At 73.3% G+C, this 23,645-nt stretch carries 27 protein-coding genes and 1 pseudogene; 12 read left to right on the top strand and 16 right to left on the bottom strand.

The features are described from left to right. Positions 1 to 161: 161 nt before the first annotated feature. Both ACSNN8_RS38985 and ACSNN8_RS38980 read right to left on the bottom strand, forming a co-directional pair. Positions 162 to 1,796 carry a methyl-accepting chemotaxis protein gene (locus tag ACSNN8_RS38985; protein WP_436655676.1) on the bottom strand — a complete coding sequence of 545 codons (1,635 nt, stop codon included), beginning with the start codon at positions 1,794 to 1,796 and terminating at the stop codon, positions 162 to 164. Between the two features lie 90 nt (positions 1,797 to 1,886). Beyond that, positions 1,887 to 2,651: a TSUP family transporter gene (locus ACSNN8_RS38980; protein WP_436655674.1), complete on the bottom strand. Its 765-nt coding sequence runs from the start codon at positions 2,649 to 2,651 to the stop codon at positions 1,887 to 1,889. 46 nt (positions 2,652 to 2,697) lie between these two features. Here ACSNN8_RS38980 and ACSNN8_RS38975 point away from each other — a divergent pair, with 46 nt between their 5' ends. Further along, complete coding sequence (locus ACSNN8_RS38975) at positions 2,698 to 3,228, top strand: CGNR zinc finger domain-containing protein (protein ID WP_436655672.1); 531 nt, start codon at positions 2,698 to 2,700, stop codon at positions 3,226 to 3,228. 26 nt (positions 3,229 to 3,254) lie between these two features. Here the strand turns inward: ACSNN8_RS38975 and ACSNN8_RS38970 are convergent, their stop codons facing one another. The 3 genes and pseudogenes from ACSNN8_RS38970 to ACSNN8_RS38960 all read right to left on the bottom strand — a co-directional run bounded on the left by ACSNN8_RS38970 (position 3,255) and on the right by ACSNN8_RS38960 (position 5,896). Beyond that, complete coding sequence (locus tag ACSNN8_RS38970) at positions 3,255 to 3,914, bottom strand: response regulator (RefSeq protein WP_436655670.1); 660 nt, start codon at positions 3,912 to 3,914, stop codon at positions 3,255 to 3,257. After that, a pseudogene (locus tag ACSNN8_RS38965) lies at positions 3,911 to 5,066 on the bottom strand (sensor histidine kinase). Before ACSNN8_RS38965 ends, ACSNN8_RS38970 begins: the two are co-directional and overlap by 4 nt. Next, positions 5,063 to 5,896: a CPBP family intramembrane glutamic endopeptidase gene (locus ACSNN8_RS38960; RefSeq protein WP_436655668.1), complete on the bottom strand. Its 834-nt coding sequence runs from the start codon at positions 5,894 to 5,896 to the stop codon at positions 5,063 to 5,065. The pseudogene ACSNN8_RS38965 and the gene ACSNN8_RS38960 overlap by 4 nt, the downstream one beginning before the upstream one ends. 244 nt (positions 5,897 to 6,140) lie before the next feature. On the opposite strand from ACSNN8_RS38960, the gene ACSNN8_RS38955 reads away from it, so the two are divergent. Then, a complete protein-coding gene (locus ACSNN8_RS38955) occupies positions 6,141 to 6,575 on the top strand; it encodes a CBS domain-containing protein (protein WP_436655666.1) in 435 nt (144 codons plus the stop codon). Here ACSNN8_RS38955 and ACSNN8_RS38950 read toward each other — a convergent pair. Continuing rightward, positions 6,556 to 7,542, bottom strand: coding sequence for a glutamate-cysteine ligase family protein (locus ACSNN8_RS38950; protein ID WP_436655664.1), 987 nt, complete (start codon positions 7,540 to 7,542; stop codon positions 6,556 to 6,558). The genes ACSNN8_RS38955 and ACSNN8_RS38950 overlap by 20 nt on opposite strands. Before the next feature lie 154 nt (positions 7,543 to 7,696). Here ACSNN8_RS38950 and ACSNN8_RS38945 point away from each other — a divergent pair, with 154 nt between their 5' ends. Both ACSNN8_RS38945 and ACSNN8_RS38940 read left to right on the top strand, forming a co-directional pair. Beyond that, entirely contained in the window at positions 7,697 to 8,830 is a 1,134-nt protein-coding gene (locus ACSNN8_RS38945; protein ID WP_436655662.1) for an endonuclease, read from the top strand. 18 nt (positions 8,831 to 8,848) lie between these two features. Then, positions 8,849 to 9,247, top strand: coding sequence for a VOC family protein (locus tag ACSNN8_RS38940; protein ID WP_436655660.1), 399 nt, complete (start codon positions 8,849 to 8,851; stop codon positions 9,245 to 9,247). Here ACSNN8_RS38940 and ACSNN8_RS38935 read toward each other — a convergent pair. The 3 genes from ACSNN8_RS38935 to ACSNN8_RS38925 all read right to left on the bottom strand — a co-directional run bounded on the left by ACSNN8_RS38935 (position 9,202) and on the right by ACSNN8_RS38925 (position 11,271). Next, positions 9,202 to 10,134, bottom strand: coding sequence for an ATP-grasp domain-containing protein (locus ACSNN8_RS38935; protein ID WP_436655658.1), 933 nt, complete (start codon positions 10,132 to 10,134; stop codon positions 9,202 to 9,204). The genes ACSNN8_RS38940 and ACSNN8_RS38935 overlap by 46 nt on opposite strands. 113 nt (positions 10,135 to 10,247) lie before the next feature. Further along, on the bottom strand, positions 10,248 to 10,505 hold the full coding sequence (locus ACSNN8_RS38930) for a hypothetical protein (RefSeq protein ID WP_436655656.1): 258 nt from the start codon (positions 10,503 to 10,505) through the stop codon (positions 10,248 to 10,250). A 139-nt stretch (positions 10,506 to 10,644) separates the two neighbouring features. Next, positions 10,645 to 11,271, bottom strand: coding sequence for a TetR/AcrR family transcriptional regulator (locus ACSNN8_RS38925; protein ID WP_436655654.1), 627 nt, complete (start codon positions 11,269 to 11,271; stop codon positions 10,645 to 10,647). Between the two features lie 87 nt (positions 11,272 to 11,358). Between ACSNN8_RS38925 and ACSNN8_RS38920 the strand changes: the two genes are divergently transcribed. After that, positions 11,359 to 11,640 carry a DUF1905 domain-containing protein gene (locus tag ACSNN8_RS38920; RefSeq protein ID WP_436655652.1) on the top strand — a complete coding sequence of 94 codons (282 nt, stop codon included), beginning with the start codon at positions 11,359 to 11,361 and terminating at the stop codon, positions 11,638 to 11,640. On the opposite strand, the gene ACSNN8_RS38915 is transcribed toward ACSNN8_RS38920, so the two are convergent. After that, positions 11,630 to 12,202, bottom strand: coding sequence for a mycothiol transferase (locus ACSNN8_RS38915; RefSeq protein ID WP_436655650.1), 573 nt, complete (start codon positions 12,200 to 12,202; stop codon positions 11,630 to 11,632). The two genes, ACSNN8_RS38920 and ACSNN8_RS38915, sit on opposite strands and share 11 nt — an antisense overlap. Positions 12,203 to 12,274: 72 nt before the next feature. Here ACSNN8_RS38915 and ACSNN8_RS38910 point away from each other — a divergent pair, with 72 nt between their 5' ends. After that, positions 12,275 to 13,108, top strand: coding sequence for an alpha/beta hydrolase (locus tag ACSNN8_RS38910; protein ID WP_436655648.1), 834 nt, complete (start codon positions 12,275 to 12,277; stop codon positions 13,106 to 13,108). Here ACSNN8_RS38910 and ACSNN8_RS38905 read toward each other — a convergent pair. Genes ACSNN8_RS38905 through ACSNN8_RS38885 form a run of 5 tightly spaced genes read right to left on the bottom strand, consistent with a single transcriptional unit; the run spans position 13,022 to position 17,132 of the window. Beyond that, positions 13,022 to 13,912: an alpha/beta fold hydrolase gene (locus ACSNN8_RS38905; RefSeq protein WP_436655646.1), complete on the bottom strand. Its 891-nt coding sequence runs from the start codon at positions 13,910 to 13,912 to the stop codon at positions 13,022 to 13,024. The genes ACSNN8_RS38910 and ACSNN8_RS38905 overlap by 87 nt on opposite strands. Next, positions 13,909 to 14,745 carry an SDR family NAD(P)-dependent oxidoreductase gene (locus tag ACSNN8_RS38900; RefSeq protein ID WP_436655644.1) on the bottom strand — a complete coding sequence of 279 codons (837 nt, stop codon included), beginning with the start codon at positions 14,743 to 14,745 and terminating at the stop codon, positions 13,909 to 13,911. The genes ACSNN8_RS38905 and ACSNN8_RS38900 overlap by 4 nt, the downstream gene beginning before the upstream one ends. Beyond that, entirely contained in the window at positions 14,742 to 16,184 is a 1,443-nt protein-coding gene (locus ACSNN8_RS38895) for a flavin-containing monooxygenase (RefSeq protein ID WP_436656729.1), read from the bottom strand. Before ACSNN8_RS38895 ends, ACSNN8_RS38900 begins: the two co-directional genes overlap by 4 nt. Then, positions 16,172 to 16,456: a DUF4873 domain-containing protein gene (locus ACSNN8_RS38890; RefSeq protein WP_436655642.1), complete on the bottom strand. Its 285-nt coding sequence runs from the start codon at positions 16,454 to 16,456 to the stop codon at positions 16,172 to 16,174. The genes ACSNN8_RS38895 and ACSNN8_RS38890 overlap by 13 nt, the downstream gene beginning before the upstream one ends. Then, positions 16,446 to 17,132: a TetR/AcrR family transcriptional regulator gene (locus ACSNN8_RS38885; protein ID WP_436655640.1), complete on the bottom strand. Its 687-nt coding sequence runs from the start codon at positions 17,130 to 17,132 to the stop codon at positions 16,446 to 16,448. Before ACSNN8_RS38885 ends, ACSNN8_RS38890 begins: the two co-directional genes overlap by 11 nt. Positions 17,133 to 17,185: 53 nt before the next feature. Between ACSNN8_RS38885 and ACSNN8_RS38880 the strand changes: the two genes are divergently transcribed. Then, entirely contained in the window at positions 17,186 to 18,061 is an 876-nt protein-coding gene (locus ACSNN8_RS38880) for an AurF N-oxygenase family protein (RefSeq protein ID WP_436655638.1), read from the top strand. Here ACSNN8_RS38880 and ACSNN8_RS38875 read toward each other — a convergent pair whose 3' ends face one another. Then, positions 18,062 to 18,553: a GyrI-like domain-containing protein gene (locus ACSNN8_RS38875; RefSeq protein WP_436655636.1), complete on the bottom strand. Its 492-nt coding sequence runs from the start codon at positions 18,551 to 18,553 to the stop codon at positions 18,062 to 18,064. It abuts the gene before it with no gap. A 205-nt stretch (positions 18,554 to 18,758) separates the two neighbouring features. Between ACSNN8_RS38875 and ACSNN8_RS38870 the strand changes: the two genes are divergently transcribed. The 5 genes from ACSNN8_RS38870 to ACSNN8_RS38850 all read left to right on the top strand — a co-directional run. Next, on the top strand, positions 18,759 to 18,944 hold the full coding sequence (locus ACSNN8_RS38870; RefSeq protein WP_436655634.1) for a hypothetical protein: 186 nt from the start codon (positions 18,759 to 18,761) through the stop codon (positions 18,942 to 18,944). Between the two features lie 4 nt (positions 18,945 to 18,948). Continuing rightward, positions 18,949 to 19,146, top strand: coding sequence for a hypothetical protein (locus ACSNN8_RS38865; RefSeq protein WP_436655632.1), 198 nt, complete (start codon positions 18,949 to 18,951; stop codon positions 19,144 to 19,146). Between the two features lie 90 nt (positions 19,147 to 19,236). Beyond that, a complete protein-coding gene (locus ACSNN8_RS38860; RefSeq protein WP_436655630.1) occupies positions 19,237 to 20,343 on the top strand; it encodes a uroporphyrinogen-III synthase in 1,107 nt (368 codons plus the stop codon). Between the two features lie 370 nt (positions 20,344 to 20,713). Next, positions 20,714 to 21,712 carry a CbiX/SirB N-terminal domain-containing protein gene (locus ACSNN8_RS38855; protein ID WP_436655628.1) on the top strand — a complete coding sequence of 333 codons (999 nt, stop codon included), beginning with the start codon at positions 20,714 to 20,716 and terminating at the stop codon, positions 21,710 to 21,712. 59 nt (positions 21,713 to 21,771) lie between these two features. Then, positions 21,772 to 23,645: molybdopterin oxidoreductase family protein (locus ACSNN8_RS38850; RefSeq protein WP_436655626.1), on the top strand; the 1,874-nt coding region annotated here is incomplete at its 3' end.

Here is a 23,645-nt window from a genome sequence, read left to right as displayed (position 1 = left end):
TTTCCCCCCTCGAAGACGCACCCGTTTTCCGGGTACCGCAGCACCTTCGCAGGAAAAAGCCGCATTGCAGCAGGCACTATTACGCGCTCGAACGCGTAATAGTGCCTGCGGGAACTGTCGGGGATCGCCTTGCGATCGGAGCAATTGTGCTCCCCGGAGCCTCAGATGCGGAAGGCCGAGACCACGCTGCGCAGTTCGGCGGACATCCGGGCGAGCTCGGCCGTGGCCTCCTGCGTCTCGGTGACGCCGCGGCTGGTCATCTGGGCCGCCTCGGCGACGCCGCTGATGTTGGCGGCGATCTCGCCGGTGCCGTGGGCGGCCTCGGTGACGCTGCGGTTCATCTCGGCCGTGGTGGCCGTCTGCTGCTCGACCGCCGAGGCGATGGTGGTCTGGAAGTCGCTGATCCGCTCGATGACCGACGAGATCTCCTCGATCGCGGCGACCGCGCCGCTGGTGTCGGCCTGGATCGCCTCGACCCGCTTGGAGATGTCCTCGGTGGCCCGGGCCGTCTCCTGCGCCAGGTCCTTGACCTCGGAGGCCACCACCGCGAAGCCCTTGCCCGCGTCGCCGGCCCGGGCGGCCTCGATCGTGGCGTTGAGCGCCAGCAGGTTGGTCTGCTCGGCGATCGCGGTGATCGTCTTGATGACGTTGCCGATCTCGGCGGACGACTCGCCCAGCTTGCCCATCGTCGACGAGGTGACCGCGGTCACCGACACCGCCTCGGCGGCGACCCGGGCCGCCTCGGCCGCGTTCTGCGAGATCTCCCTGATCGACGCGCCCATCTGCTCGCCGCCGGCGGAGACGCTGTCGACGCTGCGCGACACCTGCTCGGCCGCGGCGGACACGGCCTGCGCCTGCACCGAGGTCTCCTCGGCGGAGGCGGCGATCTGCGTGGCGGTGTCGGTCATCCGGTCGGAGGCGCCCGACAGCGAGGCCGCGGAGGCCTCGATCGTCGCGACCGTGCTGCGCAGCCGGGCCATGGCGGAGTCGAGCGAGCGGCCCATGCGGCCCGGCTCGTCGGCGGTGGTCAGCCCGGTCGTCCGGGTCAGGTCGCCGTCCGCGAGGCCGTCGCAGACGACGGTGACCTTGGTCAGCGAGTGGACGATCCGGCGGGCGACCCAGAACCCGAGGACGAGGGCCACCGCGAGGCCGACCACCAGGACGGCGATCACCCACCAGCGGTTGGTGCTGTAGCGGGACTCGGCGGAGGCGGCGTTGTGCGCGGCGTCCGCCGTCTCCGCCTCGTCCAGGGCTGCCACCGCTGCGACGATCTTGTTGATGATCGGCAACGCCTCGTTGTCGCGGACGGTCGCCCACCGCTTGACGTTGTTGCTCGCGCCGATGGGCAGCAGCTTCGTGCGCGCCACCTCCATGTAGTCGTCCCAGTCGGCCTGGAGCTGGTCGATCGCGGCCGGATCGGCGGAGGGCATGCTGGCGCGGTACGCCTTCATGGCCGCGGCGAATGCCTGCGTGTCCGTCTCGAACGCCGTGGTGAACTTCTGCGTCCCCGCATCGTCCAGCGACAGCGCCTGGTTGGCGGTGTCCAGGCGGACGGCGGCGACCGTAGCCCGGATCTGCCCGACCGCGCGGATGCTCGCGACGTTGCTCGTGTACATGAGCTGCGCCGAGGAGTTGACGCTGCTGAGGGCGACCAGGCTCATGATCCCGACGATCAGGGCGACGAGGGCCGCGATGCTGACTGCCGTCAGCACCTTGACCCGGACGCTCAGGTCGTCGAACGACCGCCGGCCGGTGCCCGCCTGCGCGATCGGCTCGGTCAGCGTCAGCACGCTCATATCGCTCCCCGTCTCCCTGCGATACCCCTGTCCCTCCCTACTATTACGAACACTTCTCACCAAAGGGGCATAAACGCCGAGATGCATCGCTCAGACGTAGAGCGAGGCCAGCCGGGCGACCATCCCGACGACCACCACGACCAGCACGCCGCGGACGAAGCCGGCGCCGCGCTGGAGGGCGGTGCGGGCGCCGAACCGGGCGCCCGCGATGTTGCAGACGGCCATGGCCAGCCCCAGCTTCCACAGCACGTGGCCGCCGGCCGCGAAGACCAGCAGCGCGCCGAGGTTCGTGCCGGCGTTGAGGATCTTGGCAGTGGCGGAGCTCGCGACGAAGTCGAGGTTGAGCAGCGCGGTGAAGGCGATGATGAGGAACGTGCCGGTGCCTGGCCCGAAGACGCCGTCGTAGAAGGCGATCACCGTGCCGGCCAGCAGGACCGCGGCCACCCGTCGGCGCCATGTCCGCGACGGCTCGCTCGCCGCGACGCCGAACGACGGGCGCGCCACCACGAAGGCCAGCACCAGCAGCAGGAGCAGCATCACGACCGGACGGAAGGCCGCAGCGGGGATGTGTGAGGCCGCCACCGCGCCGGCGGCCGAGCAGACCACCGCCAGCGCTGCCGCCGGCCCCGCGATCCGCCAGTCGATCGTGGTCCGGCGGGCGTACGTGATCGCGGCCGACGTCGTCCCGCAGATGCTCGCCACCTTGTTGGTGCCGAGCGCGGTCACCGGCGGCAGGCCCGGCAGCCCCAGCAGGAGCGCCGGCACGAGCACGAGCCCGCCGCCACCCACGACCGCGTCGATCCAGCCCGCCGCCGCGGCCACCGTGAGGAGCAGGAGAATGTGCTGCCAGTCCAAGGGTTCGTCCCTTCCCGATCGCAGCCCATCCTGATGTAATGCCTTCATGCACCTCAACCCTTACGGCGAGGACGCGGTGCGGCTGGCCCTCTCGCTGGTCACCGACCCGCCCGCCACCGAGGAGGCCCTGGCGGCGCGGTGCGACGCGTTCGACCTGGTCATCGAGCTGCCGGTGACCGCGGACGACGTGCCGGCAACGGCCGGGTTCGTGGCCGAATGGCTGGGCGTGATCGACGCCACGTCCGAAGCCCAGCGGGCCGCGCGCCTCAACGACCTGCTGCGCTCGGCGTCCGCGTACCCCCGGCTCACCGACCACGCCGGCAGCGGCTGGCACCTGCACTACCGCGACCCCGACCAGCCGCTGGCCGCCGTGCTGCGCACGCTGATCAGCGTCGGCACCGCGCTGCACCTGGCCGGCCGCGGCATGCACCGCCTGGGCCGCTGCGCCGCCGAGGGCTGCCACCGCCCGTACGCCGACTTCAGCCGCACCGGCAGGCAGGCGTACTGCTCCCCGGCCTGCGCCAACCGCGCCGCCGTCCGCCGCCACCGCGCCCGCCACGCCACTTCGCACCCCTGAGCCGGCGCGCGCCGCGCAAGCCGTGCTCAGGCGACCAGGCCGTTGCGGTAGGCGTACACCACCGCCTGCACGCGGTCACGCAGGTCGAGCTTGGCGAGGATGCGCGACACGTACGTCTTCACGGTCTCGTGGCTGATCACGAGCGTCGCGGCGATCTCGCTGTTGGAGAGGCCGTTCGCGATCAGGCGCAACACCTCCAGCTCGCGCGCCGTGAGGGCGGCGGTGGCGGACGCGTTGCCCGCGGGACGGATCCGGGCCGCGTACCGGCCGACGAGCTGCCGGGTCACCTCGGGCGCCAGCAGCGCGGCGCCGCTCGCCACCGTCCGGATGCCGTGCAGCAGCTGCGCCGGGGGAGCGTCCTTGAGCAGGAACCCGCTCGCCCCCGCGCGCAGCGCCTCGTACACGTACTCGTCGAGGTTGAAGGTGGTCACCACCAGCACCTTGACCGGATGGTCCACCCCGGCGCCGGCCAGCAGGCGGGTCGCCTCGATGCCGTCGAGCACCGGCATCCGCACGTCCATCACGACGACGTCCGGCCGCAGCCGCGCGGCGAGGTCCACCGCGCCGCGGCCGTCACCGCACTCGCCCACCACCTCGAGGTCCGGCTGCGCGTCGATGATCGTGGCGAAGCCGGTGCGGATCAGCGCCTGGTCGTCGCAGACGAGCACGCGTACGGGCGTGGTCACGAGGACGACCCGGTGGGGATGCGCGCCAGCACGACGAAGCGGCCGCCCGCCCGCCGGCCCGCGGAGAACTCGCCGCCGAGCACCTCGACGCGCCCACGGAGCCCGGCGAGGCCGCGCCCGCTGCCACCGGGGGACGCGGAACCCGACCCCGATCCGTCGCTGCCGACCTCCACGCTGATCTCCTTTGTGCCGTACCGGATGTGGACCACGGTCGCGCGCGCCGTGGTCGTACTTCAACGCGTTCGTGAGGGCCTCCTGCACCACGCGCGCGGCCACTGCCTCGGCGCTGCCCGCGGACTCCTGCGGCTGTCCCTCCTCGGTGAGCTCCACCGGCTGCCCGGCCCGCCGGGTCTGCTCGACCAGCCCCCGGACGTGGTCGATCGTGGGCGTGCCCGTCCGCGTGCCGTGGCCGGGGTCGAGGAGGTCGAGCATCTGCCTCAGGTCCGAGATCGCCCGCCGGCCGGTGTCGGTGACGGCCGTGAGGGTCTGGTCGAGCCGGTCCGGCGCGGCGGTCAGGTAGCGCGCCGCCTCGGCCTGCACCACCATGGCCGTCACGTGGTGGGTGACCACGTCGTGCAGCTCCCGGGCGATGCGGGCGCGCTCGGCCGTACGGGTGCTCTCCGCCAGCCGCCTGCGGCGTTCCTCCTCGGCCCGCCGAGTCTGGCGCAGCCACGCCCCGACGCCCCAGAACAGGAGCATGGCCAGCAGGAACGTCATGTACCCGGCGGCGCCCTCACCCGACCCGAGCCGGTCCAGGCCGCGCGTGAACGGCACGTACGCCGCGCAGATCAGCAGGAGGACGAGCCGCCGCCGCCGTTCCAGGTGGGCGCCCGCGCTCAGCAGCGCGATCGGCAACGCGGTGCCCGCCACCAGGTGGTAGCCGCGGAGCTGGTCGATCGCGAAACCGAGGCACACCAGCAGGAGGCAGACGGCCGGCAGACGGCGGCGCACGACCAGCGGGGAGCACTCGAGCAGCATCACCGCGACGGCGAGCGCGTCGAAGGGGCGGCGTGGCAGGTCGCCCAGTTGCGTCCCGTACTTCTCCAGCGCCGGCGTCACCGACGCGACCGCCAGCAACAGCGCCGCCGGAAGATCCCGGACGGTGACGTCCCACCGCCGCCACCGGTCCGGGATCCGCCGGAAGTCGATCACCGCAAGACTGTAGCGGGCGGCTGCGCTGCGGACCCGCGGCGACGGGGGAGCAGGGTGCCGCGGCGGTGGGCCAGCCACAGGAACACCACGGTCAGCGCGATGCCGGCGCCCAGCGCATAGAGGCTGCCCTCCGGGCCGAAGGCGCCGCCGGTCACCAGGGCGGGGCCCGACAGGGTGGCGTCGAGCAGGCCCTGCGGCGCGCCGGTGCCGGAGACCGGGGCGCCGAAGACGCCGCCCAGGGCGAAGTTCCAGCCCAGGTGCAGTCCGATCGGCACCCACAGGGTGCGGGTGGCGGCGTAGCAGGCGGCGAGCATGAACCCGGCCTCGACGGCGACGGCGGTCGCGCCCCACAGGGTCGCGTCGGGGTTGGCCAGGTGCATGGCGCCGAAGACCAGGCCGGTCAGCAGCAGCGCGATCCAGGTGCCGGTGCGCTCCTCGACGATGCGGAACAGAACGCCACGGAACAGCAGCTCCTCGGTCGTGCCCGCGGCGGCAGCGAAGCCCAGCACACCCAGCGCGCCCGGCACCGAGCCCAGGCCGTCGACGTCGTAGTGGCCGAGCAGGGCGATGTTGACGATGACCGCGGCGACCATGCCGACACCGAGCAGCACGCCCCGGAGCAACCCGCCGGGCGCGCCCGTGCGGGCGACCTCCGCCGGCGCCCGGCGTTCGGTGCGCCGCACCACCCACGCGTAGACCACGACGGCGAGCACGGCGGTGAGCAGGCCGAGGATCAGCGTGAGCCAGTCGTTCCCGTCCACCGCGGCGACGGCTCGCCCTCCGACGGCGGCGACCACGCCCACGGCCAGCAGCTGCTTGACGAACCGCATGGAACTCCCTTCGAGCAGCCGCGGCCGGGGTGCCGCAGCTGCGAAGAAAAGCTAGGGACTCGACGGCCCGTAATCGTCACCCACCGGTGGACACTTGCGGTAGCTCGCGCGAGGGACAGCCCCTCGAGGGGTGAGTGAAGGGCAGGTCGCGGCGGCCCGGCTCTCCGGCCGGTCTTGACATCACGCCCCGATTGACGCCTTGTTGGCATAGGCCCCCAGCGGCGTGCGGACGGGAGAGGCGACGATGCGGATCAGCGACATTCTCCGGGTCAAGGGCGAACGAGTGGTGACGGTGTCACCGGAGGCGGACGTGACGGAGCTGCTCGCCGTCCTCGCCGAACACAGGATCGGCGCGGTGGTCGTGGCGCGCGACGGCCGGGTCGAGGGCATCGTCAGCGAGCGCGACGTCGTCCGCGCGCTGGCCGACCGGGGCGCCGCGGTGCTGACCGAGCCGGTCGCGGCGATCGCCACCGCCCAGGTGCGGTCGGTGACCCGCGACGCCGCGGTCCACGACGTCGAGCGGCTGATGACCGAGCGGCGCTTCCGTCACGTGCCGGTGATCGAGGACGGGGCGCTGCGCGGCGTGGTGAGCATCGGCGACGTGGTGAAGTTCCGCATCGACGAGCTCGAGACCGAGCGGCACAGCCTCGAGGAGTACATCACCGGCGAACGGGCCTGACGCCCGCGCGGTCGAGCAGGTCGTCGGCGGGGCAGCGGCCGCGCATCACGTAGCGGTCGGTGAACTCCGCCACCGCGTCGCGCAGGTCGCGCGTCACGCCGTGCCGGGCGAGGACGCCGTACGCCTCGACGAAGCACGCCCGCGCCGCGGCGGCCAGCACCGGGTCGGTGAGCGCGTCGCGGGCCGCCCGCTCCCAGAGCCGAGGCTCCGCGGCGAGCGGCGCGGTGATCTGTTCGGCCACGGCGGCGGCCCGCGGGTCGTCGAGCAGCGCGGCCGTCACCGCGACGACGACCCGCCAGCCGGCGCCGGGCTGCCGGTCGGCCACGTCGATCTCGAGGTGCCCGCGCGCGGCGACCGGCGGCCGCAGCGCGTCGACGTGCCGGGCGAGGTCGGTCAGGCGGAACCGCGGCGCGAGGCCGGGCGCCTGGAGGACGTACGCGGCCCAGGCGGCCCGCGGGTCGGCGACGGCGCGCAGCACCGGCAGGTGACGGTGGCGCGCCTGACGGGTGCTGCGCCAGCCGGTCGGCTCGCCGTCGCGCAGCGGCGAGTTCGCGAACGCCGCGGCCAGCACCGGCGCGAGCGTGTGCGCCAGCGCCCAGCGGCGGGTCAGCCCCAGCGGGCCGCCGCCGTCGAGCCCCGCCTCGAGCGCCACCCGTACGCCGCCCTCGCCCGCCTCGTCGGCCGCGGGCAGGGGGAGCGGCACCGCGAGGTCCTCGCTCATCCGGGCGATGCTCGCCTCCAGGCCCGGCGACGGCGGGCCGCTCACGACCGCGACGCGCGGCGAGCGGGCGGTCAGGAAGCCGTGCCGCAGCGCCGGGCGCACGGCGAGCGTGGCGAGCATCGGGTCGCTCAGGCCGGGCGCGGCCAGCGGCAGGTCGACGGCGGCGCCGACGAAGCCCGGCGTGGCCGGCGCGAAGGCGTGCTCGGCGATCAGCAGGGCGGCGGCCCGCTCGGTCAGGGTTGTCACGCGGCGCCTCGCTGTCGTTGCGGCCGGTCGGGAAACCGCACGAGCATAGCAATCCTATCTGCGGTGTAGGCATTATCCGTTCGGCCGACCCTCCGCGCGTATGACGTCTTCGATATGGCCCGCGCGGCGACCGGCCACCCATAGAGTGATCTCCATGCTCCGGACGAAGCGTCTCGCCCTGCTCGCCGCACCGGTCCTCGCCGTCGTCCTGCTGACCGTGCCCGCACGCGCCGCCGCCACGCTGACCGTCGCGCAGGCGATCAGCAGCCAGGGCGGCACCGGCACCGTGCGCGGCTACGTCGTCGGCGAGCCCACCGCGACCGGCACCGTACGGTTCGGCGACTTCACCGGCGACACGGCGCTCGCCCTCGCAGACAGCGCGGCCGAGACTTCGCCGGGCCGGATGCTCTACGTGCAGGTGACCAGCCCGTACCGGGCCGCCTTCGGCTTGGCGAGCAACCCCGGGCTCGTCGGCGACCCGATCACCGTCGCCGGCACGCTCACCGCGTACTTCACCCACCCCGGCCTGAAGTCGCCCACCGCGATGACCGCCGGCGCCACCCCGGCGCCCACGCCCACGCCGACCGGCTCGTCCGGCACCGACGTCTACTACGCCGCCGCGCTCGGCAAGTCCGGCGAGAGCCTGAGGAACGCGCTGCACGGCATCGTCTCCGCCGGCGTGACGAAGCTGTCGTACGACGCCGTCTGGACCGCCCTCAAGGTCACCGACCAGGACCCGGCCAACCCGGCGAACGTGAAGCTGTTCTACTCCGGCCTGAGCCGGTCCAAGTCGCTGAACGGTGGCACCGCCGGCAACTGGAACCGGGAGCACGTGTGGGCGCAGTCGCACGGCGACTTCGGCACCGCGGCCGGCCCCGGCACCGACCTGCACCACCTGCGCCCCGAGGACGTCGCGGTCAACGCGCTGCGCGGCAACAAGGACTTCGACGACGGCGGCTCCGCGGCCACCGGCGCTCCCGGCAACTACACCGACGGCGACTCGTGGGAGCCGCGCGACGCCGTCAAGGGCGACGTCGCGCGCATGCTGTTCTACATGGCGGTGCGCTACGAGGGCGGCGACTCCCACCCCGACCTCGAGGTCGACGACGCCACCTCGGGCGGCTCCGCCCCGCGCATCGGCCGCGTCTCCGCGCTGCTGCAGTGGAACGCCGCGGACCCGCCGGACGCCGCCGAACGCACCCGCAACCAGATCGTGTACGCCACCTACCAGCACAACCGGAACCCGTTCGTGGATCACCCGGAGTGGGCCGCGTCGATCTTCCGCTGACGTGGTTGGCTGGGCGGCATGACGACCTATCCGACGCTCGTCCAGGTGGTGCTCGACGCCGTCGACGTGCGCGAGCTCGCCGAGTTCTACCGCCGGCTGCTCGGCCTGCAGTACCGCCCGGGCGACGAGCAGGAGCGCGGCCAGGACTGGCTGAACCTGCGGCACCCCGACGGCCGCCCGGCGCTCGCCTTCCAGCAGGTCCCCACCCTGCCCCGCGCCACCTGGCCCGACGGCGCCGTGCCCCAGCAGCTGCACCTCGACACGTCCGTCGCGACCACCGAGGAGCTCGACCGCCAGCACGAACGCGCCCTCTCCCTGGGCGCCGAGCTGCTGCTGGACCGCAGCACCGACCCCGACGAGCCCCTGCGCGTCTACGCCGACCCGGCCGGCCACCCGTTCTGCATCTTCGTCACCTGAGCAGCCCGGCGCGCCGGGGGCGCGGGAGCCGCCAGCTCGGCCATGAGGAAGTCGGTGAACGCGACGCTGAGGCGCACGCCGGTCAAGCCTTCCAGGAACAGGAACTGGCCCTGCGGGTTCACCTCCAGCCACACGTACTCGCCGGTGCCGAGGCGTTTGAGGTCGAACACGCCCATGCGCAGGCCGAGGATGTCCAGCACGGTCCGCAGGCGGGCGGCGGTGTCGTCGTCGATGTCGACCGGCGCGATCGGCACGTTGAGGTCGCCGCGCCAGTCCAGCGCGTCGGACTCGATGGAGAAGGCGTACGTGCGGTCCCCGAAGCAATGCGCCCGGATGTGCGTGGGCCCCGGCACCAACTCCTGGTACATCGCCGGCGCGAGCCTGATCGCTTCCTCCGAGGCGACCAGTTCCGCGGAAGCGCGAACGGTGTAGAGCGGGCGCCGCGCGCTGCCCTTGACGGTTTTGACGACGACCTCGCCGTGCAGCGATTCACAGAATGCGCGTACCTGTTCCGGATCGTGGCTCACCAGAGTGCGCGGAACGCGAAGTCCCGCCCGTCTCGCGGCGTCCAATTGCAGCAATTTGTTCTCGGCGCCGAAGCCGGCGAAGGGATCGTTGACCCAGCGGCCGCCGAAAGAGGTCGCCAGGGCGCCGAACATCGTCGCCTTGTATTCGTTGTTCACTATTTCCAGCTGTATCGGGTCGAGATCGTTGGCGGGCAGCTCCTGGGGATAGTTCGTGCGCCGGAACCAGACGAGGTCGAGGCCCGGCACGTCGACCAGCTCGCCGAGGTTGCCGGGCATCGTGGGCGGGCTGCCGGGGCTGCCGTCACCGGCGTTGGACCAGGCGAGACCACCCCGGCAGAGGCGGCTGGTCTCGACGACCACGCAGTCCACGTCCCGGCTGATCAGCTGGTCCTGGATCATCAGGGCGTGCAGGTCGTCGGGCAGCGACAGGATGGCGACGGAATGCCGGCGCGCCATGGGACACGCTCCGGCCGTCAGTCGGCGTCGCAGTCGTCGGGCCCCGAATCGCCCGGCCCGCTGAACGAATAGGTGGCCGTGCCCGACGTGATCGTGATGTCGATCGTGATCGTGATGTCGATGGTCACGCCGCGGCGGGCCAGCACCTCGGACCGCATGTCCCGTTCCCATTCCTTGAGGCGGTCGCCGGTGACGACCTCGTAGGAGGTCGGCTGGAACATGAACACGACGGGCTTGGTGTCGAGCGAGCGTCTCTTCTCCTGCTGATCGGTCATGGTCCCCCCTCGGTACCCCGCCAGCTGGATATCCTCGAATATCGCCGAACGTACACCTGCCCCGCGCGAGGGCATATGTGCGAGACGCCGGTCGGCTATTGTCCGCTCTCATGACGGATCCGTTTTACCGGCATATTGCCTATCGCCCGGTCGGGTGTCCGGAAAGGACGCCCGCGGTGGCGCGCCAGGGGGCCAGGCAGTCGGCGACGAGGCCGAGGCGGCGGTCGGCGTCGGGCAGGGGAGTGCCGACGACGGCGTGCACCTGGTGGCCGATGGAGAGGCAGAGCAGCACCTCGACGAGGCTGTCGGTGGGCACGTGCGGCACCAGCTCGCCGTCCTCGACGGCCTCCTCGACGTGGCGGCGCAGCTGGTCGCCCCAGAGGACGGCCACGTCGGTCAGGCCGGTCAGCAGCTGGCGGTTGATCGCCACCCGGCCCCAGAAGCCGACGACCACCTGCGCCTCCGCGAGGGTTCCGCGGACCAGCGGCAGGATCTCGCACATCGTGGCGTCGATCGCGGCCAGGCCGCGCCGGTCGCCGGTGGCGGCCAGGATGCGCGCGGTGGTGCGTTCGAGCACGCGCTGGTAGGCGGCCGAGAACACCGCGTCCAGGCTGTCGAAGTAGTGCCACAGGGCCCCGGCGCCCACACCCAGCTCGGCGGCGATGGCCCGGCTGGTGGCCGCCGCCGGTCCGTCGCGCCCCACCACGGTCAGGAACGCGTCGACGATCTCTCGGCGCCGCTGGTCGTGGTCAACAATTTTCGGCAAACCGCTTCCTCTTCCTCGTGGTCCCACCGGGGGCGAGGTCGGTTACCCATCCCTGACTGCCTTACACGGGCCTCCTAGGGTGTGCTCATGGAGTTGGAGTTCGCGGGCGAGATCTGGTTCTGGCGGGGACCGGCGCCGTGGCACTTCGTCACCGTGCCGGAGGACGAGTGCGCCGCGCTCGAGTCGGCCTCGGCCCAGGTCAGCTATGGCTGGGGGATGATCCCGGTGACCGCCCGGATCGGCCGCACCGACTGGACGACGTCGCTGTGGCCCAAGGACGGGCGCTACCTCGTGCCGATCAAGACGGCCGTCCGCCGGGGTGAGGGCCTCGAGCTCGGCGACACCGTCACCGTGCGGCTCACTGTCTGAACGAGAACCGTCCCGACGCGGGGCGCCAGTCGCCCGGCGGGTCCTCGCCGACGCGGCCGTCGATCGCCTCGCGCAGCAGGTCGGCGTGCCCGGTGTGCCGGCCGTACTCCTCGATCTGGTCGCACGCGTACCGGCGCAGGCTCGGGCTGCGGCCGTCCGGCAGGGCGCGCGGCGCGAGCTGGTCGAGCCCGCCGCGGGCCAGCGCGGCGGCCATCGCGGCGCGCGAGCGCGCCACGGCGTCGTCGTACCAGCCGTAGAGGTCGGCGGGGTCGTCGTCCGCGGCCGAGGTGAACTCCGCGCCGGGCGACGTCAGCCGCTGCCACGGGTCGGCGGGCGGCGACGCGTCGCCGAACTTGACGTCGAACGTGATGTCCTCGACCAGCGCGAGGTGCTTGAGCAGCCCGCCGATCGTCAGCGCCGAGGAGGCGATCCGGGTGTTCAGCCCGGCCGCGTCCAGCCCGTCGGCCTTCCAGCGGAACGTCGCGCGCAGCCGTTCCCACATGCCCAGCAGGTGCTCGGTCTCGGTGCCGGCCATCGGCGGCTCCCACGGAAAGTCGGTCATGGCCCCCACCCTAGGAGCCATTCCGGACGGTCGGCTTCCGCGTCCGAGCGGACGCGAAGTAGATTCGCCCGCGTGACTCAGCTGGAACGCCGCACGATCGCCGGACTGACCTGCGCGCAGTGGAACGCCGGCGCGGCCGGGCCGGCCGTGCTGGCCCTGCACGGGCTGACCAACACCTCCGAGGTGTGGCGGGCGCTGGCCGAGGCGGTGCCCGGGTCGCCGGTGATCGCGCCCGACCTGCCGGGCCGCGGCGGCTCGCTGACGGCCCGGGCCGCGCCGGGTCTCGCCGGGCACGCCACCGAGGTCGTCCGGGTGGCGGACGAGTGCGGGCTCGACGACGTCGTGCTCGTCGGGCACTCGATGGGCGGCTACCTCGCGCCGCTGGTCGCGGCGAAGCTGGGCGACCGCGTACGGAAGATCGTCCTGCTCGACGGCGGCGTGCCGCCCGAGCCGCGGTGGACGTTGCGGCGACCCGTCGTCCGCGCGCAGTGGACTCTCGTCGTGCGCCCGCTGGGGCGCCGGTTCGCCGGCGCGGGAGCCTTCGCCGACCGCGTCGAGGGCCGTTCGATCGCCGGCCGTCCCGACCTGCGGCCGCGGCTGCTGCAGTGGGCCGGCTACCTGCTCGACGACACCGGCCGCCCCCGCGTGGACCAGGCCCGGCTCGTCGACGACGCGGTCGACACCCTCGCCGGCGAGCCGACGTTGCCGCTGCTCGCCGCGCTCGACGTGCCCGTGCACGCGATCCTCGCCGAGCACGACGCCGACGACGGGTCGCGGCCGTTCATCAGCGAGCGCGGGCTGGAGCTCGGCCGCGCCGCGCTACCCCGGCTGACCGCCGAGCGCATTGCCGCCAACCACGTCACGATGCTGTTCCACGGGGCCGTCGCCCGTTCCGTGGGCCAGTAGCGGCCGCACCAGCGCGGCGAACTCCTCGGGACGCTCGAGCTGCGGCATGTGCCCGGTGTCGGGGAACAGGTGCCACCGCGCGTACGGCAGGGCCGCGCGCGCGGCCGCGAGGTGGGCGGCCGGGAGGATCAGGTCGCGCTCGCCCCAGACGAGCAGCGTGGGCTTCGGGTGCTCGGCCACGCGGGCCAGCAGCTCGCTGCGCCAGCGCGGCGCGATGCCGCGGAAGCCGCCGAGCGCGCGGGCGGTCTCGAGGTAGACGGCGGCGAAGTCGGGCTGCCGGGCGATCTCGACGGCCATCGCGACGCGTTCCTCGGTGACGTGGGCGCGGTCGAAGAACAGCGACCGTTCGACGCGGCGGGCCGCGCGCGGGTCGATGCGGGCCAGCAGGCGGCGGCCGAGCCCCGGCACGGCGAGCAGGCGCAGCGCGAGCGTGACCTCCTTGCCGAACCCGGCGCTGCTGGCCAGCGTCAGCGTGGACACCCGCGCGGGCGCGCCGGTCAGCATCCGCATCGCCACCGCGCCGCCGAGCGAGTTGCCCATCAGGTGCACCGGCCGGGTCACGCCGAGCCCGTCCAGCGTGGCCCACACCGCGCCGGCGAGCCCCTCGAGGGTGGTGGGCCCGCTCAGGCGCCGGGAGAGGCCGAAGCCGGGCAGGTCGAGGTTGATCACCCGGTGGTCGGCGTCGAGCAGCGGGCGCTGCGGTTCCCAGTCCTCGAGGCTGCGCCCGATGCCGTGCAGCATCACCACCGGCGGAGCGTCCGCCGGGCCGCTCACGCGGTAGCGGACGCCGTCGAGCGTGCTCACCGCGACGACCGGCCGTTGACCAGCAGCTGCACCACCCGCGCGTGGCCCACCGGAGCCAGCCGGGCCAGCAGGTCGGGCACCTTGGCGCTGGAGGCGATCAGCAGGCGGGCCTTGCGCCGGGCCACCGCGTCGAGGATCTGCGCGGCGGCCTTCTCGGGCGGGAACGTGAGCAGCTTGGCGAACAGGCGTTGCTGCGGTTCCACGTCGGCCGCGGGCACGCCGCTGCCCACCCGGGCGCTCTCGGCGATCCGCGTACGGATGCCGCCGGGGTGCACGGTCGTCACGCCCACGCCGTTCTCGGCGAGCTCCGCGCGCAGCACCTGGCTGAGCCCGCGCAGCGCGAACTTGCTGGCCGCGTACGCGCTCTGCCCGTACGGGGAGATCAGCCCGTAGAGGCTCGACACGTTGACCAGGTGGCTGCCCGGCGCGGCGGTCAGCGCGGGCAGCAGCGCGTGGGTCAGCAGCATCGGGGCGCGGAAGTTCACGTTCATCACGGTCTCGAACTCCTCGACCGTGACCTGGTCGAAGCGCCCGCCCAGCGCGATCCCCGCGTTGTTGATCAGCAGCCCGATCGTCGGATGGCCGGCCCGCACCCGGGCGGCGAGGTCCTCCACCTGCGCGCGGTCGGCCAGATCGGCCACGATCGGGGTCACGTCGATCGCCGGACGGGCGGCCCGGATGCGGTCCACCACCGGCTTGAGCCGCGCCTCGTCGACGTCGACGAGCACGAGGTGGCTGCCGCGCGCGGCCAGCCCGTACGCCAGCTGCTCGCCGATGCCGCTGGCCGCGCCGGTCAGCACGGCGGTGCGCCCGGGGAACCGGTACGGGATCATGACGGAACCTCCTCGAAGGTCATGTCGCGGGTGACGTCGGCGCGCGGGGTCGTGATGACGTCGCGCAGGTAGTTCTGCCGGACGATCCACGGCGCGCGGTCGCCCTGGCGCGGGAACAGGTCGAGCGCGCGCTGCACGTACCCGGAGGACAGGTCGAGCAGCGGGCGGCCCTGCACCTCCGGCTCGGACGGCCTCGCGACCGCGTAGCCGTGCCGGTCCATGTGGCGCAGCAGCCGGCAGACGTACCGGTGCGACAGGTCGGCCCGCAGCGTCCACGAGGCGTTGACGTAGCCGATGCAGTACGCGAGGTTCGGCACGCCGCTGAGCATCAGCCCCCGGTACGCGGCCCGCTCGCCGATCTTCACGACCTCGCCGTCCACCGAGACCTCGATGCCGCCGATCGCCACCAGCTGCAGCCCGGTCGCCGACACCACGACGTCCGCCTCGAGCACCTCGCCGGAGCGCAGCCGGATGCCGGAGGGCACGAACCGGTCGATGTGGTCGGTGACCACCGACGCCCGCCCGGCCCGGATCTCCTCGTACAGGTCGCCGCCCGGGATCACGCAGAGCCGCTGGTCCCACGGGTCGTAGCGGGGCTTGAAGTGCTTGTCCACGTAGTCCGCGTCGCCCAGCCCGCGCACCGCCATCGCCCGCAGCACCTTGCGCACGCGCTGCGGGCGCCGCCGCGCGAGCTGGTAGAAGCCCTGCGTCAGCAGGATGTTCTTGGCGCGCGCGATCGTGTTGGCGGGCTTGGCGGGCAGCACCCGGCGCAGCGCGTCGGCGATCACGTCGCGGGGCGGCAGCGCGGTCAGGTACGTGGGGGAGCGCTGCAGCATCGTCACGTGCGCGGCGTCCGGCGCCATCGCGGGCACCAGCGTCACCGCGGTCGCGCCGCTGCCGATGACGACGACCCGCTTGCCCCGGTAGTCCAGGTCGGCGGGCCACGACTGCGGATGCACCAGCCGCCCGGTGAAGTCGGCCAGCCCCGGGAAGTCGGGCTGGTAGCCGCTCTCGTACGAGTAGTAGCCCGCACAGGCGTACAGGAAGGAGCAGGTCAGCTCGCTGCCGTCGGCGAGCCGGACGGTCCAGCGCGAGTCCGGCGTCGACCAGTCCGCCGCGACGACCTTGGCGCCGAACCGGATGTGCGCGGTGATGCCGGCCTCGTCCGCGGTGTCCTGGATGTACTTGCGGATCTTCTCGCCGGACGCGAGCGACTGGGTGTCCGTCCACGGCCGGAACGGGTAGCTCAGCGTGAACATGTCGGAGTCCGACCGGACGCCCGGGTAGCGGAACAGGTCCCAGGTGCCGCCGATCGCGTCGCGGGCCTCCAGCACGGCGTACGTCTTGCCCGGCAGCGACTCCTGCAGGCGCCACGCGGCCCCGACGCCGGACAGCCCCGCGCCGATGATGAGGACGTCGAAGTGGCTCATCGCGACCACGGCGGCGTGCCGGTCCCCGACAGTCGTACCCCGCCCCACGGGTCGGGCTCGCTGAGCCGTACCCGTCTCGGCGGCGCGTCCGCGATGCTCAGCTCGGCCTCGCGCAGGCCGTGCCGGGTCCGCTCGAGCAGCCGGGCGTCGGGCGACGTGCGCCCGGCCCACCGGAAGCGGCCCTCGACCGGCTCGAACCGGGCGGACAGGCGGACCCGCAGCACGTGCCGCTGGTCGCCGGCCGTGAGCGTCGCGGGCCCGCGATATTCCTCATCGATCACTGGTGCTGCCTTCCTGGTATGCGGCCAGTCCGCCCGGGACGTCGGCCGCGTGCCTGATGCCGGATACCCCGCTCCACAGAAAAGTCGTCAGGTACTCGCCGAGCGCGTCGCGGCTGATCGGCTGCTGCTGCCGCAGCCACCAGTCGCCGACCGCCTGGACGTAACCCACGACGCCGTACGCCCACGGCAGCGCGGCGCCGGAGTCGAGCCCGCGGGCGCGCAGCCGGTCGCCGAAGATCCGCGCGAGCCCGCTGGCCACCGTGTCGACCACGTCGGCGACCACGTCGCGGTGCCGGGCGATGTCGGGCTGGTGCACGACGAACTGGTAGAGGTTTGTGTCGGCCGCGATGTGCGCCAGGTAGGCGTCGATGGCAGCGCCGACGGCGTCGCGCTCCTCCCGTACGGCCGCGACCGCCGGGACTATCGCGTCGAGCACCAGCTCGCCGGAGCGCTGGCCCACCGCCAGCCACAGCTCGCTCTTGTCGGCGAAGTAGCGGTAGAGCACCGGCTTGCTCACCCCGGCGTGCGCGGCGATCGCGTCCATGCCCACCTCGGGGCCCAGCTGCCGGATCGCGCCGATCGCCGCCTCGGTGAGCTCGGCCCGGCGCTGTTCGCGGTGGCCGGCCCAGCGGCCGCGGCGGCCATCGGTATTGACCACTGTCTCCTCCGACTTCATAGTACTAGCAGTAACTGTTACCTCAGGTAACGTCAAGTCGTTGGAGGCTGATCATGGACCGCGACCGCGTGGCAACCCGGCTTCTGTCCTCGTCCGCCGAGCATTCGTACGACCCGTCGGTCGAGATCGACTGGGAGGCGCCGCTCGCCGCCGACCTGTACTTCGTCCCGCCGCACCGCTCATCGCTGTACGGCACCGCGGTCTGGGAGCGGCTCACCGAGCAGCAGCGGATCACGCTGACCCGGTACGAGGCGGCCAGCATCGCCGGGCTCGGCATCTGGTTCGAGACGATCCTCATGCAGCTGCTGATCCGGTCGTACTACGGCCAGGACCCGACCAGTGCCCACGCGCAGTACGGGCTCACCGAGGTCGCCGACGAGTGCCGACACTCGGTCATGTTCGGCCGCATGATCGCGGCGCTGGACACCCCGGTGTACCGCCCCGACGGCGTCAACGAGTTCCTCGGCCGGTGGATCGGCGCGACGGCGAGCGGCCCGCGCATGTTCGCGGCGATCCTCATCTGCGAGGAGATCCTGGACACCCTGCAGCGCGAGGCGATGGCGTCCCCGCAGGTGCAGCCGCTGGTGCGGATGGTGTCGCGCATCCACGTGGTCGAGGAGGCCCGGCACGTCCGCTACGCCCGCGAGGAGCTGGCCCGCCAGGTGCGCGCCGCGAGCCGCCGGCGGCTGCTGTTCGACAAGGTGGTGATCGGCCGGGCGGCGTACCTGTGCGGCACCCGCCTGATCCACCCGGCCGTCTACCGGTCGATCGGCCTGAGCCCCGCCGAGGGCCGCGCCGCCGCGCGCGCCAACCCGTACTTCCGCGAGACGCTGCGCTGGTCGGCCGGGCGCGTCGTCGCGTACCTGTCCGAGCTCGACCTCGTCGACGGTCCCGGCAAGCCCCTGTGGAACCGCTCCGGCCTGCTGTGATCAGCCGGCCGTCGCGGGCGGGGCCAGGCGGATGGCCAGCTCCACCTGCCAGCGCGTCTTCAGGCGCTCGGTGCGCGGATCGGTCAGGTAGGCCTCGTAGCGGCAGGCGAAACGGTCGCCCGCGGGGTCGTCGGCGACGTCGAGCCGGAGCCGCTGGGCGTGCACCCAGTCGATCAGGGTGCCGTTCGCGCGGCGGCCGTGGTTGACGTACCTCAGGACGGCGTAGTCGCCCGCGGGCAGGGTGCCGGGGACGATCCGGCCGTCGGCCTCGACGGGCCCGTCGGTGACCACGCCGACCTCGATCTCCATGTCGCCGTCCATGTCCACCACGTGCAGGCGCAGGAAGGTGAGGCCGGACCAGCCGCGGTCGTACAGCTGCGCCATCAGCCGGTCGCGGACGGCGAACATCCCCCGGAACGGGGTGACCACCCGGATGCCGGCGGTGTGCCGCTCCGGCAGCGCCACGACCTGCGGACCCTCGAGGATCTCCACGCTTCCTCACTCTCGGTGACGATCGGCGAACTGACCGCCACGAATGTGAGGCAGGCCGCCGACAAAATGTCTGATCGCGGGCTTGACCTGGGACTTTAGGATTTCGGACCGGCCGGATCGGGCGGTTGGAGACCCCGCGGCGGCGTGTGAGATTGGTTCGCGGTGTCTGCGCTCGAACGCGCGGCGTGGCGTTCGAGGAGGATACATGGACAGCGCTGACTCCGCGCTGCGGGCGTACGGCGAGGGCCGCGCCGACGGGGCGGCCGGGCGCCGCGACGAGACGCGCACGGGCGACCCCGACTACCGGGCGGGGCTGACCGACGGCGAGGTCGAGGCGTTCGAGGCGGACCTGCTCGCCGCGATCCGCCGGGCCATGGGCGACGAGAGCTGAGGGCGTGGACGAGCAACTGCTGGCGTACGACCGGGGGCGCGCCGACGGCATAGCCGGGTGCCGCGACCACGCGGGTTCGACGCACCCGGACACCGGCGCCGACTACCGGATGGGCTTCCTCGACGGGCGCATCGAGGTGTTCCACCTGCTCGCCGCCGCGCGGCGGATCGTGGACGAGGCGGACGGCGGCCCGCTGCGCTGACCGTCTTATCACTTTGGAAACACGCAGACGACCTTGGCGGAAACCCGGGCTCGGAACCCTGACGGGGAACGTTCCGGGACGGAGGTGCCGATGATCGAAGGCGTGCTGACGGGTTTCACCGTCGCCGTGACCGCCGAACGGCGGCGCGACGAGATGACCGCGCTGCTCGAGCGGCGCGGGGCCCGGGTCGTCACCGCGTCGGCGATCACCATCGTCCCGCTCGCCGACGACGAGGCGCTGCACGCGGCCACCGCCGCCTGCATCGGGCTCGGCCCCGACCTGGTCGTCGCGACGACCGGCTTCGGCTTCCGCGGCTGGCTCGAGGCCGCCGAGGGCTGGGGGCTGGCCGAGCGGCTGCGCGAGGTGCTCGGCCGGGCGCGGATCATCGCGCGCGGCCCGAAGCCGTGCGGCGCCATCCGGGCGGCCGGGCTCAGCGAGGACTGGGCCGCCAAGACCGAGTCGACCGACGAGATCCTCGAACGGCTGCTCGCCGAGGGCATCGCCGGCGCCCGCATCGTGGTGCAGGAGCACGGCGAGCCGCAGACCGAGTTCGTCGCCGCCCTGCGCGCCGCGGGCGCGGCCGTGGTCGAGGTGCCCGTGTACCGCTGGGTGCTGCCGCCGGACGTCACCCCCGTACGCCGTCTCGCCGATCAGATCGCGGGCGGCCAGATCGACGCGGTCACGTTCACCAGCGCGCCCGCCGTCAAGGCCTTCCTGCGCGTGGCCGGCGACGCCGGACCCGCCGTGCTCGACCGCTTCGGCTCCGGCCACACCCTGGCCGCCTGCGTCGGACCCGTCACCGCCGCGCCGCTCACCGACCGCGGCATCCCGGTCGTCATGCCCGAGCGCTACCGCCTGGGCGCGCTGATCAAGACCCTCACCGACGAGCTTCCCCGCCGTACGGTCAAGCTGAACGTGGCCGGCTCCACCCTGGAGCTGCGGGGTCACGCCGTCCTCATCGACGCGGTGCCGCACACCCTGGCCCCCGCCGCCATGGCCATTCTGACCTCGCTGGCCGCCCGCCCCGGCGCCGTCGTCTCCAAGGACCAGCTGATCGCCGCCCTGCCCCGTGGCAACGACGGCCACGCCGTCGACGTCGCCGTGGCGCGGCTGCGGACCGCGCTGGGCTCCGGCCGCCACATCGAAACCGTCATCAAGCGCGGCTACCGCCTCCGCCTCGACGACCCCTCTTCCTGAACCTCTCCGCCCCGGCGCTGCCCGCTCCTCCTGGGCGCTCGCCCCTCCGCCCGCCTCTCCACCGTTCGCCCTTTCCGCCCGCCCGTTCTTTCCGCCCGCCTCTGCCTGGCCGCCCTCTGCCCGCTCGCCTTTCCGCCCGCTCGCCTTTCCGCCTGCCCGCCTTTGCGTCTGCCCGATGCCCGCCCGCCAGTTGCCCGCCCGTCCTTGCCCGCCCGTCCTTGCCCGCCCGTTGCTTCCGCCCGCCTTTTACCGTCCGGCCGCCCTGGTGGCTCGCCGGCCGTGACTTCTACCGCCGCCAGGACGTGCGGCGGCCGCCCCTCGACCGCAACGACGCGGCGTACCGATCACGCCGAGCCGGAAGGCCGACACCATGCCCACCCTCATCGCCGTAGCGCACGGCACCCGCAGCCCCGCCGGCCAGGCCCAGATCCGCGACCTGGTCGCCCGCGTGGCGGCCCGCCGCCCCGGCCTCGACGTCCGGCTCGCGTACGTCGACGTGCAGGAGCCCAAGGTCGCCGAGGTAGTCGCCGCCGTGCCCGACGCCGTCGTCGTCCCGCTGCTGCTGTCGGCCGGCTACCACGTACGCGTCGACATCGCCGAAGCCGTGGCCGGCACCGGCATCCCCGTCACCCGCCCGCTCGGCCCCGACGACGTGCTCCTCGACAGCCTGCTCAAGCACCTGCCGCCCGCCGACGCCGTCGTGCTCGCCGCCGCCGGCTCCTCCGACCCCGCCTGGCGCGCCGACGTCGAATCCGTGGCCCGCCTCTTGTCCGAAAAACTCGAAATGCCCACCGTGGGCCACCACCTCCCCCGCCCACCCCGGGTCGGGGGTGGCGACGGTACGCCGCCGGATCGGGGTCGGGCGGGGTTGTCCACAGGCATTGGCGACGATTTCCGGCATGTGCGCGACGCGGATCGGCCTGTGGACGCCGGCTCGACGGCGCGCGGCGGCGCGCGGGTCGGCGCCGGCTTCGTGAGCGACCACGGAAGGCAGGCCGGCCCGTCGGCGCACGGCGGCCAGCGGGTTGGCGCAAGCCTCGGGGGCGACCGCGGTGGGCAGGCCGGCCCGTCGGCGGGCCGCGGCGGGCGGGTCGGCTCGGTGCCCGGCTGCAGTAACAACGTCCGCGTCGCCTACGTTTCGGGACCCGGGGAGCGCGTCCCCGACGTTGTCGCCGATCTGCGGCGCGCCGGCGCACGACGCGTCGCCGTTGCGGCCTACTTCCTGGCGGACGGCCTCTTCTACCGCCGCCTCCACCAGGCGGGCGCCGACGCCGTGACCGCCCCCCTCTGCCTCGACCCGGCGGTGACGGACCTGGTCCTGAGCCGGTACGAGCAGGCGGCCCTCACAACCACCCGACGGCGTTTGTAGGATTTTTCGTACGCGGACGCAACGGCGCCGGTCCCGGCGGTAAACAAACGGCGCCGAGCATGTGCGGTGTGACGGCGACCGATACGCATTGTCCCTACTGCGCCCTGCAGTGCGGCATGACGCTGACCCCGGAGATTCCCCGGGTACGGCTCGAGCCGCGCGACTTCCCGGTCAACAAGGGCGGCCTGTGCGCGAAGGGCTTCACCGCCGCGGACCTGCTCGACCATCAGGACCGGCTGCTCACGCCGCTGGTGCGCAAGGAGCCCGGCGACCGCACGAGCCCGCTGCGCGAGGCGAGCTGGGACGAGGCACTCGACCTGATCGCCGCGGCGATCACGAGCGCGCAGCGGGCCACCGGCCGCGACAGCGTCGGCGTGTTCGGCGGAGGCGGGCTCACCAACGAGAAGGCGTACGCGCTCGGGAAGTTCGCGCGGGTCACGCTGCGCTCCTCGTCGATCGACTACAACGGCCGGTTCTGCATGTCGAGCGCGGCCACGGCGGCCAACCGGTCGCTGGGTGTGGACCGCGGGTTGCCGTTCCCGCTCGAGGACGTGGCACAGGCCCGGACGGTGCTGCTGGTGGGCGCCAACCCGGCGGACGCGATGCCGCCGAGCATGCAGTACCTGGACACCGGGCGGGAGAACGGCGCGCGGCACATCGTGGTCGACCCGCGCCGCACGAACACCGCCGCGGGGGCGTACCTGCACCTGCAGCCGTTGCCGGGCACGGATCTGGCGCTCGCCAACGGGTTGCTGCACATCGCGATCCGCGAGGGCTATGTGGACGACGAGTACGTCGCCGCGCGCACCACGGGGTTCGAGGCGGTGAAGCAGGCGACCAACTCGTACTGGCCGGAGCGCGTCGAGCGGATGACCGGCGTGCCGGAGTCGAAGCTGCGCCAGACCGTGCGCCTGCTCGCCACCGAGCGGCCGGCGATGATCCTCACGGCCCGCGGCGCCGAGCAGCACAGCAACGGCACGGACACGGCCCAGGCGTACCTGAACCTCGCTCTGGCCCTGGGTCTGGTGGGCCGGCCGTTCTCCGGCTACGGCACCATCACCGGGCAGGGCAACGGGCAGGGCGGCCGCGAGCACGGGCAGAAGGCCGACCAGCTTCCCGGCTACCGCAAGCTCGACGACCCCGCGGCGCGGGCGCACGTCGCGAAGGTGTGGGGCGTCGACCCGGACGAGCTGCCCGGGCCCGGCAAGTCCGCGTACGAAATGCTCACCGACGACCGGCTGCGGGTGCTGCTCGTGCTCGCCAGCAACATCGTCGTCAGCGCCCCGCACAGCAACCACGTCCGGGCCAAGCTCGAGGCGCTCGACTTCCTGGTCGTGTCCGACATCTTCCGCTCCGAGACGGCCGAGCTCGCCGACGTCGTCCTCCCGACCGCCCAGTGGGCCGAGGAGGAGGGCACGATGACCAACCTCGAGGGCCGGGTCATCCGCCGCAAGCGTGCGCTGCCCCCGCCGCCGGACGTGAAGACCGACCTGGAGATGCTCGCCGAGCTCGGCAGGCGGCTCGGCCGGCACGAGAGCAGCGATCCCCGCACGGTCTTCGACGAGCTGCGCCGGGCCAGCGCGGGGGGCATCGCCGACTACGCGGGCATCACCTACGAGCGCATCGAGGCCGAGGACGGCGTGTTCTGGCCCTGCCCGGCGCCGGACCACCCGGGCACGCCGCGGCTGTTCGCCGACGGCTTCCCCACCTCCGACGGCAGGGCGCGGCTGATCCCCGTGCAGCACCGCGACCCGGCCGAGATGCCTGACCGGCAGTACCCGTACGTGCTGACCACCGGCCGCAACATGCAGCAGTACCAGAGCGGCAACCAGACCCGCCGGGTGAAGGCGCTCACCGTCGCGCTGCCCGAACCCCGCGCCGAGATCCACCCCGACCTGGCCCGCCGGCACGGCATCGCCGACGGCGACCTGGT

Source organism: Actinoplanes sp. URMC 104 (genome assembly GCF_051386375.1).
In the GTDB taxonomy this organism is placed as follows: domain Bacteria; phylum Actinomycetota; class Actinomycetes; order Mycobacteriales; family Micromonosporaceae; genus Actinoplanes.
Note: the sequence above shows the minus strand (reverse complement) of the source record. Positions and strands in the feature narration are given on the sequence as shown.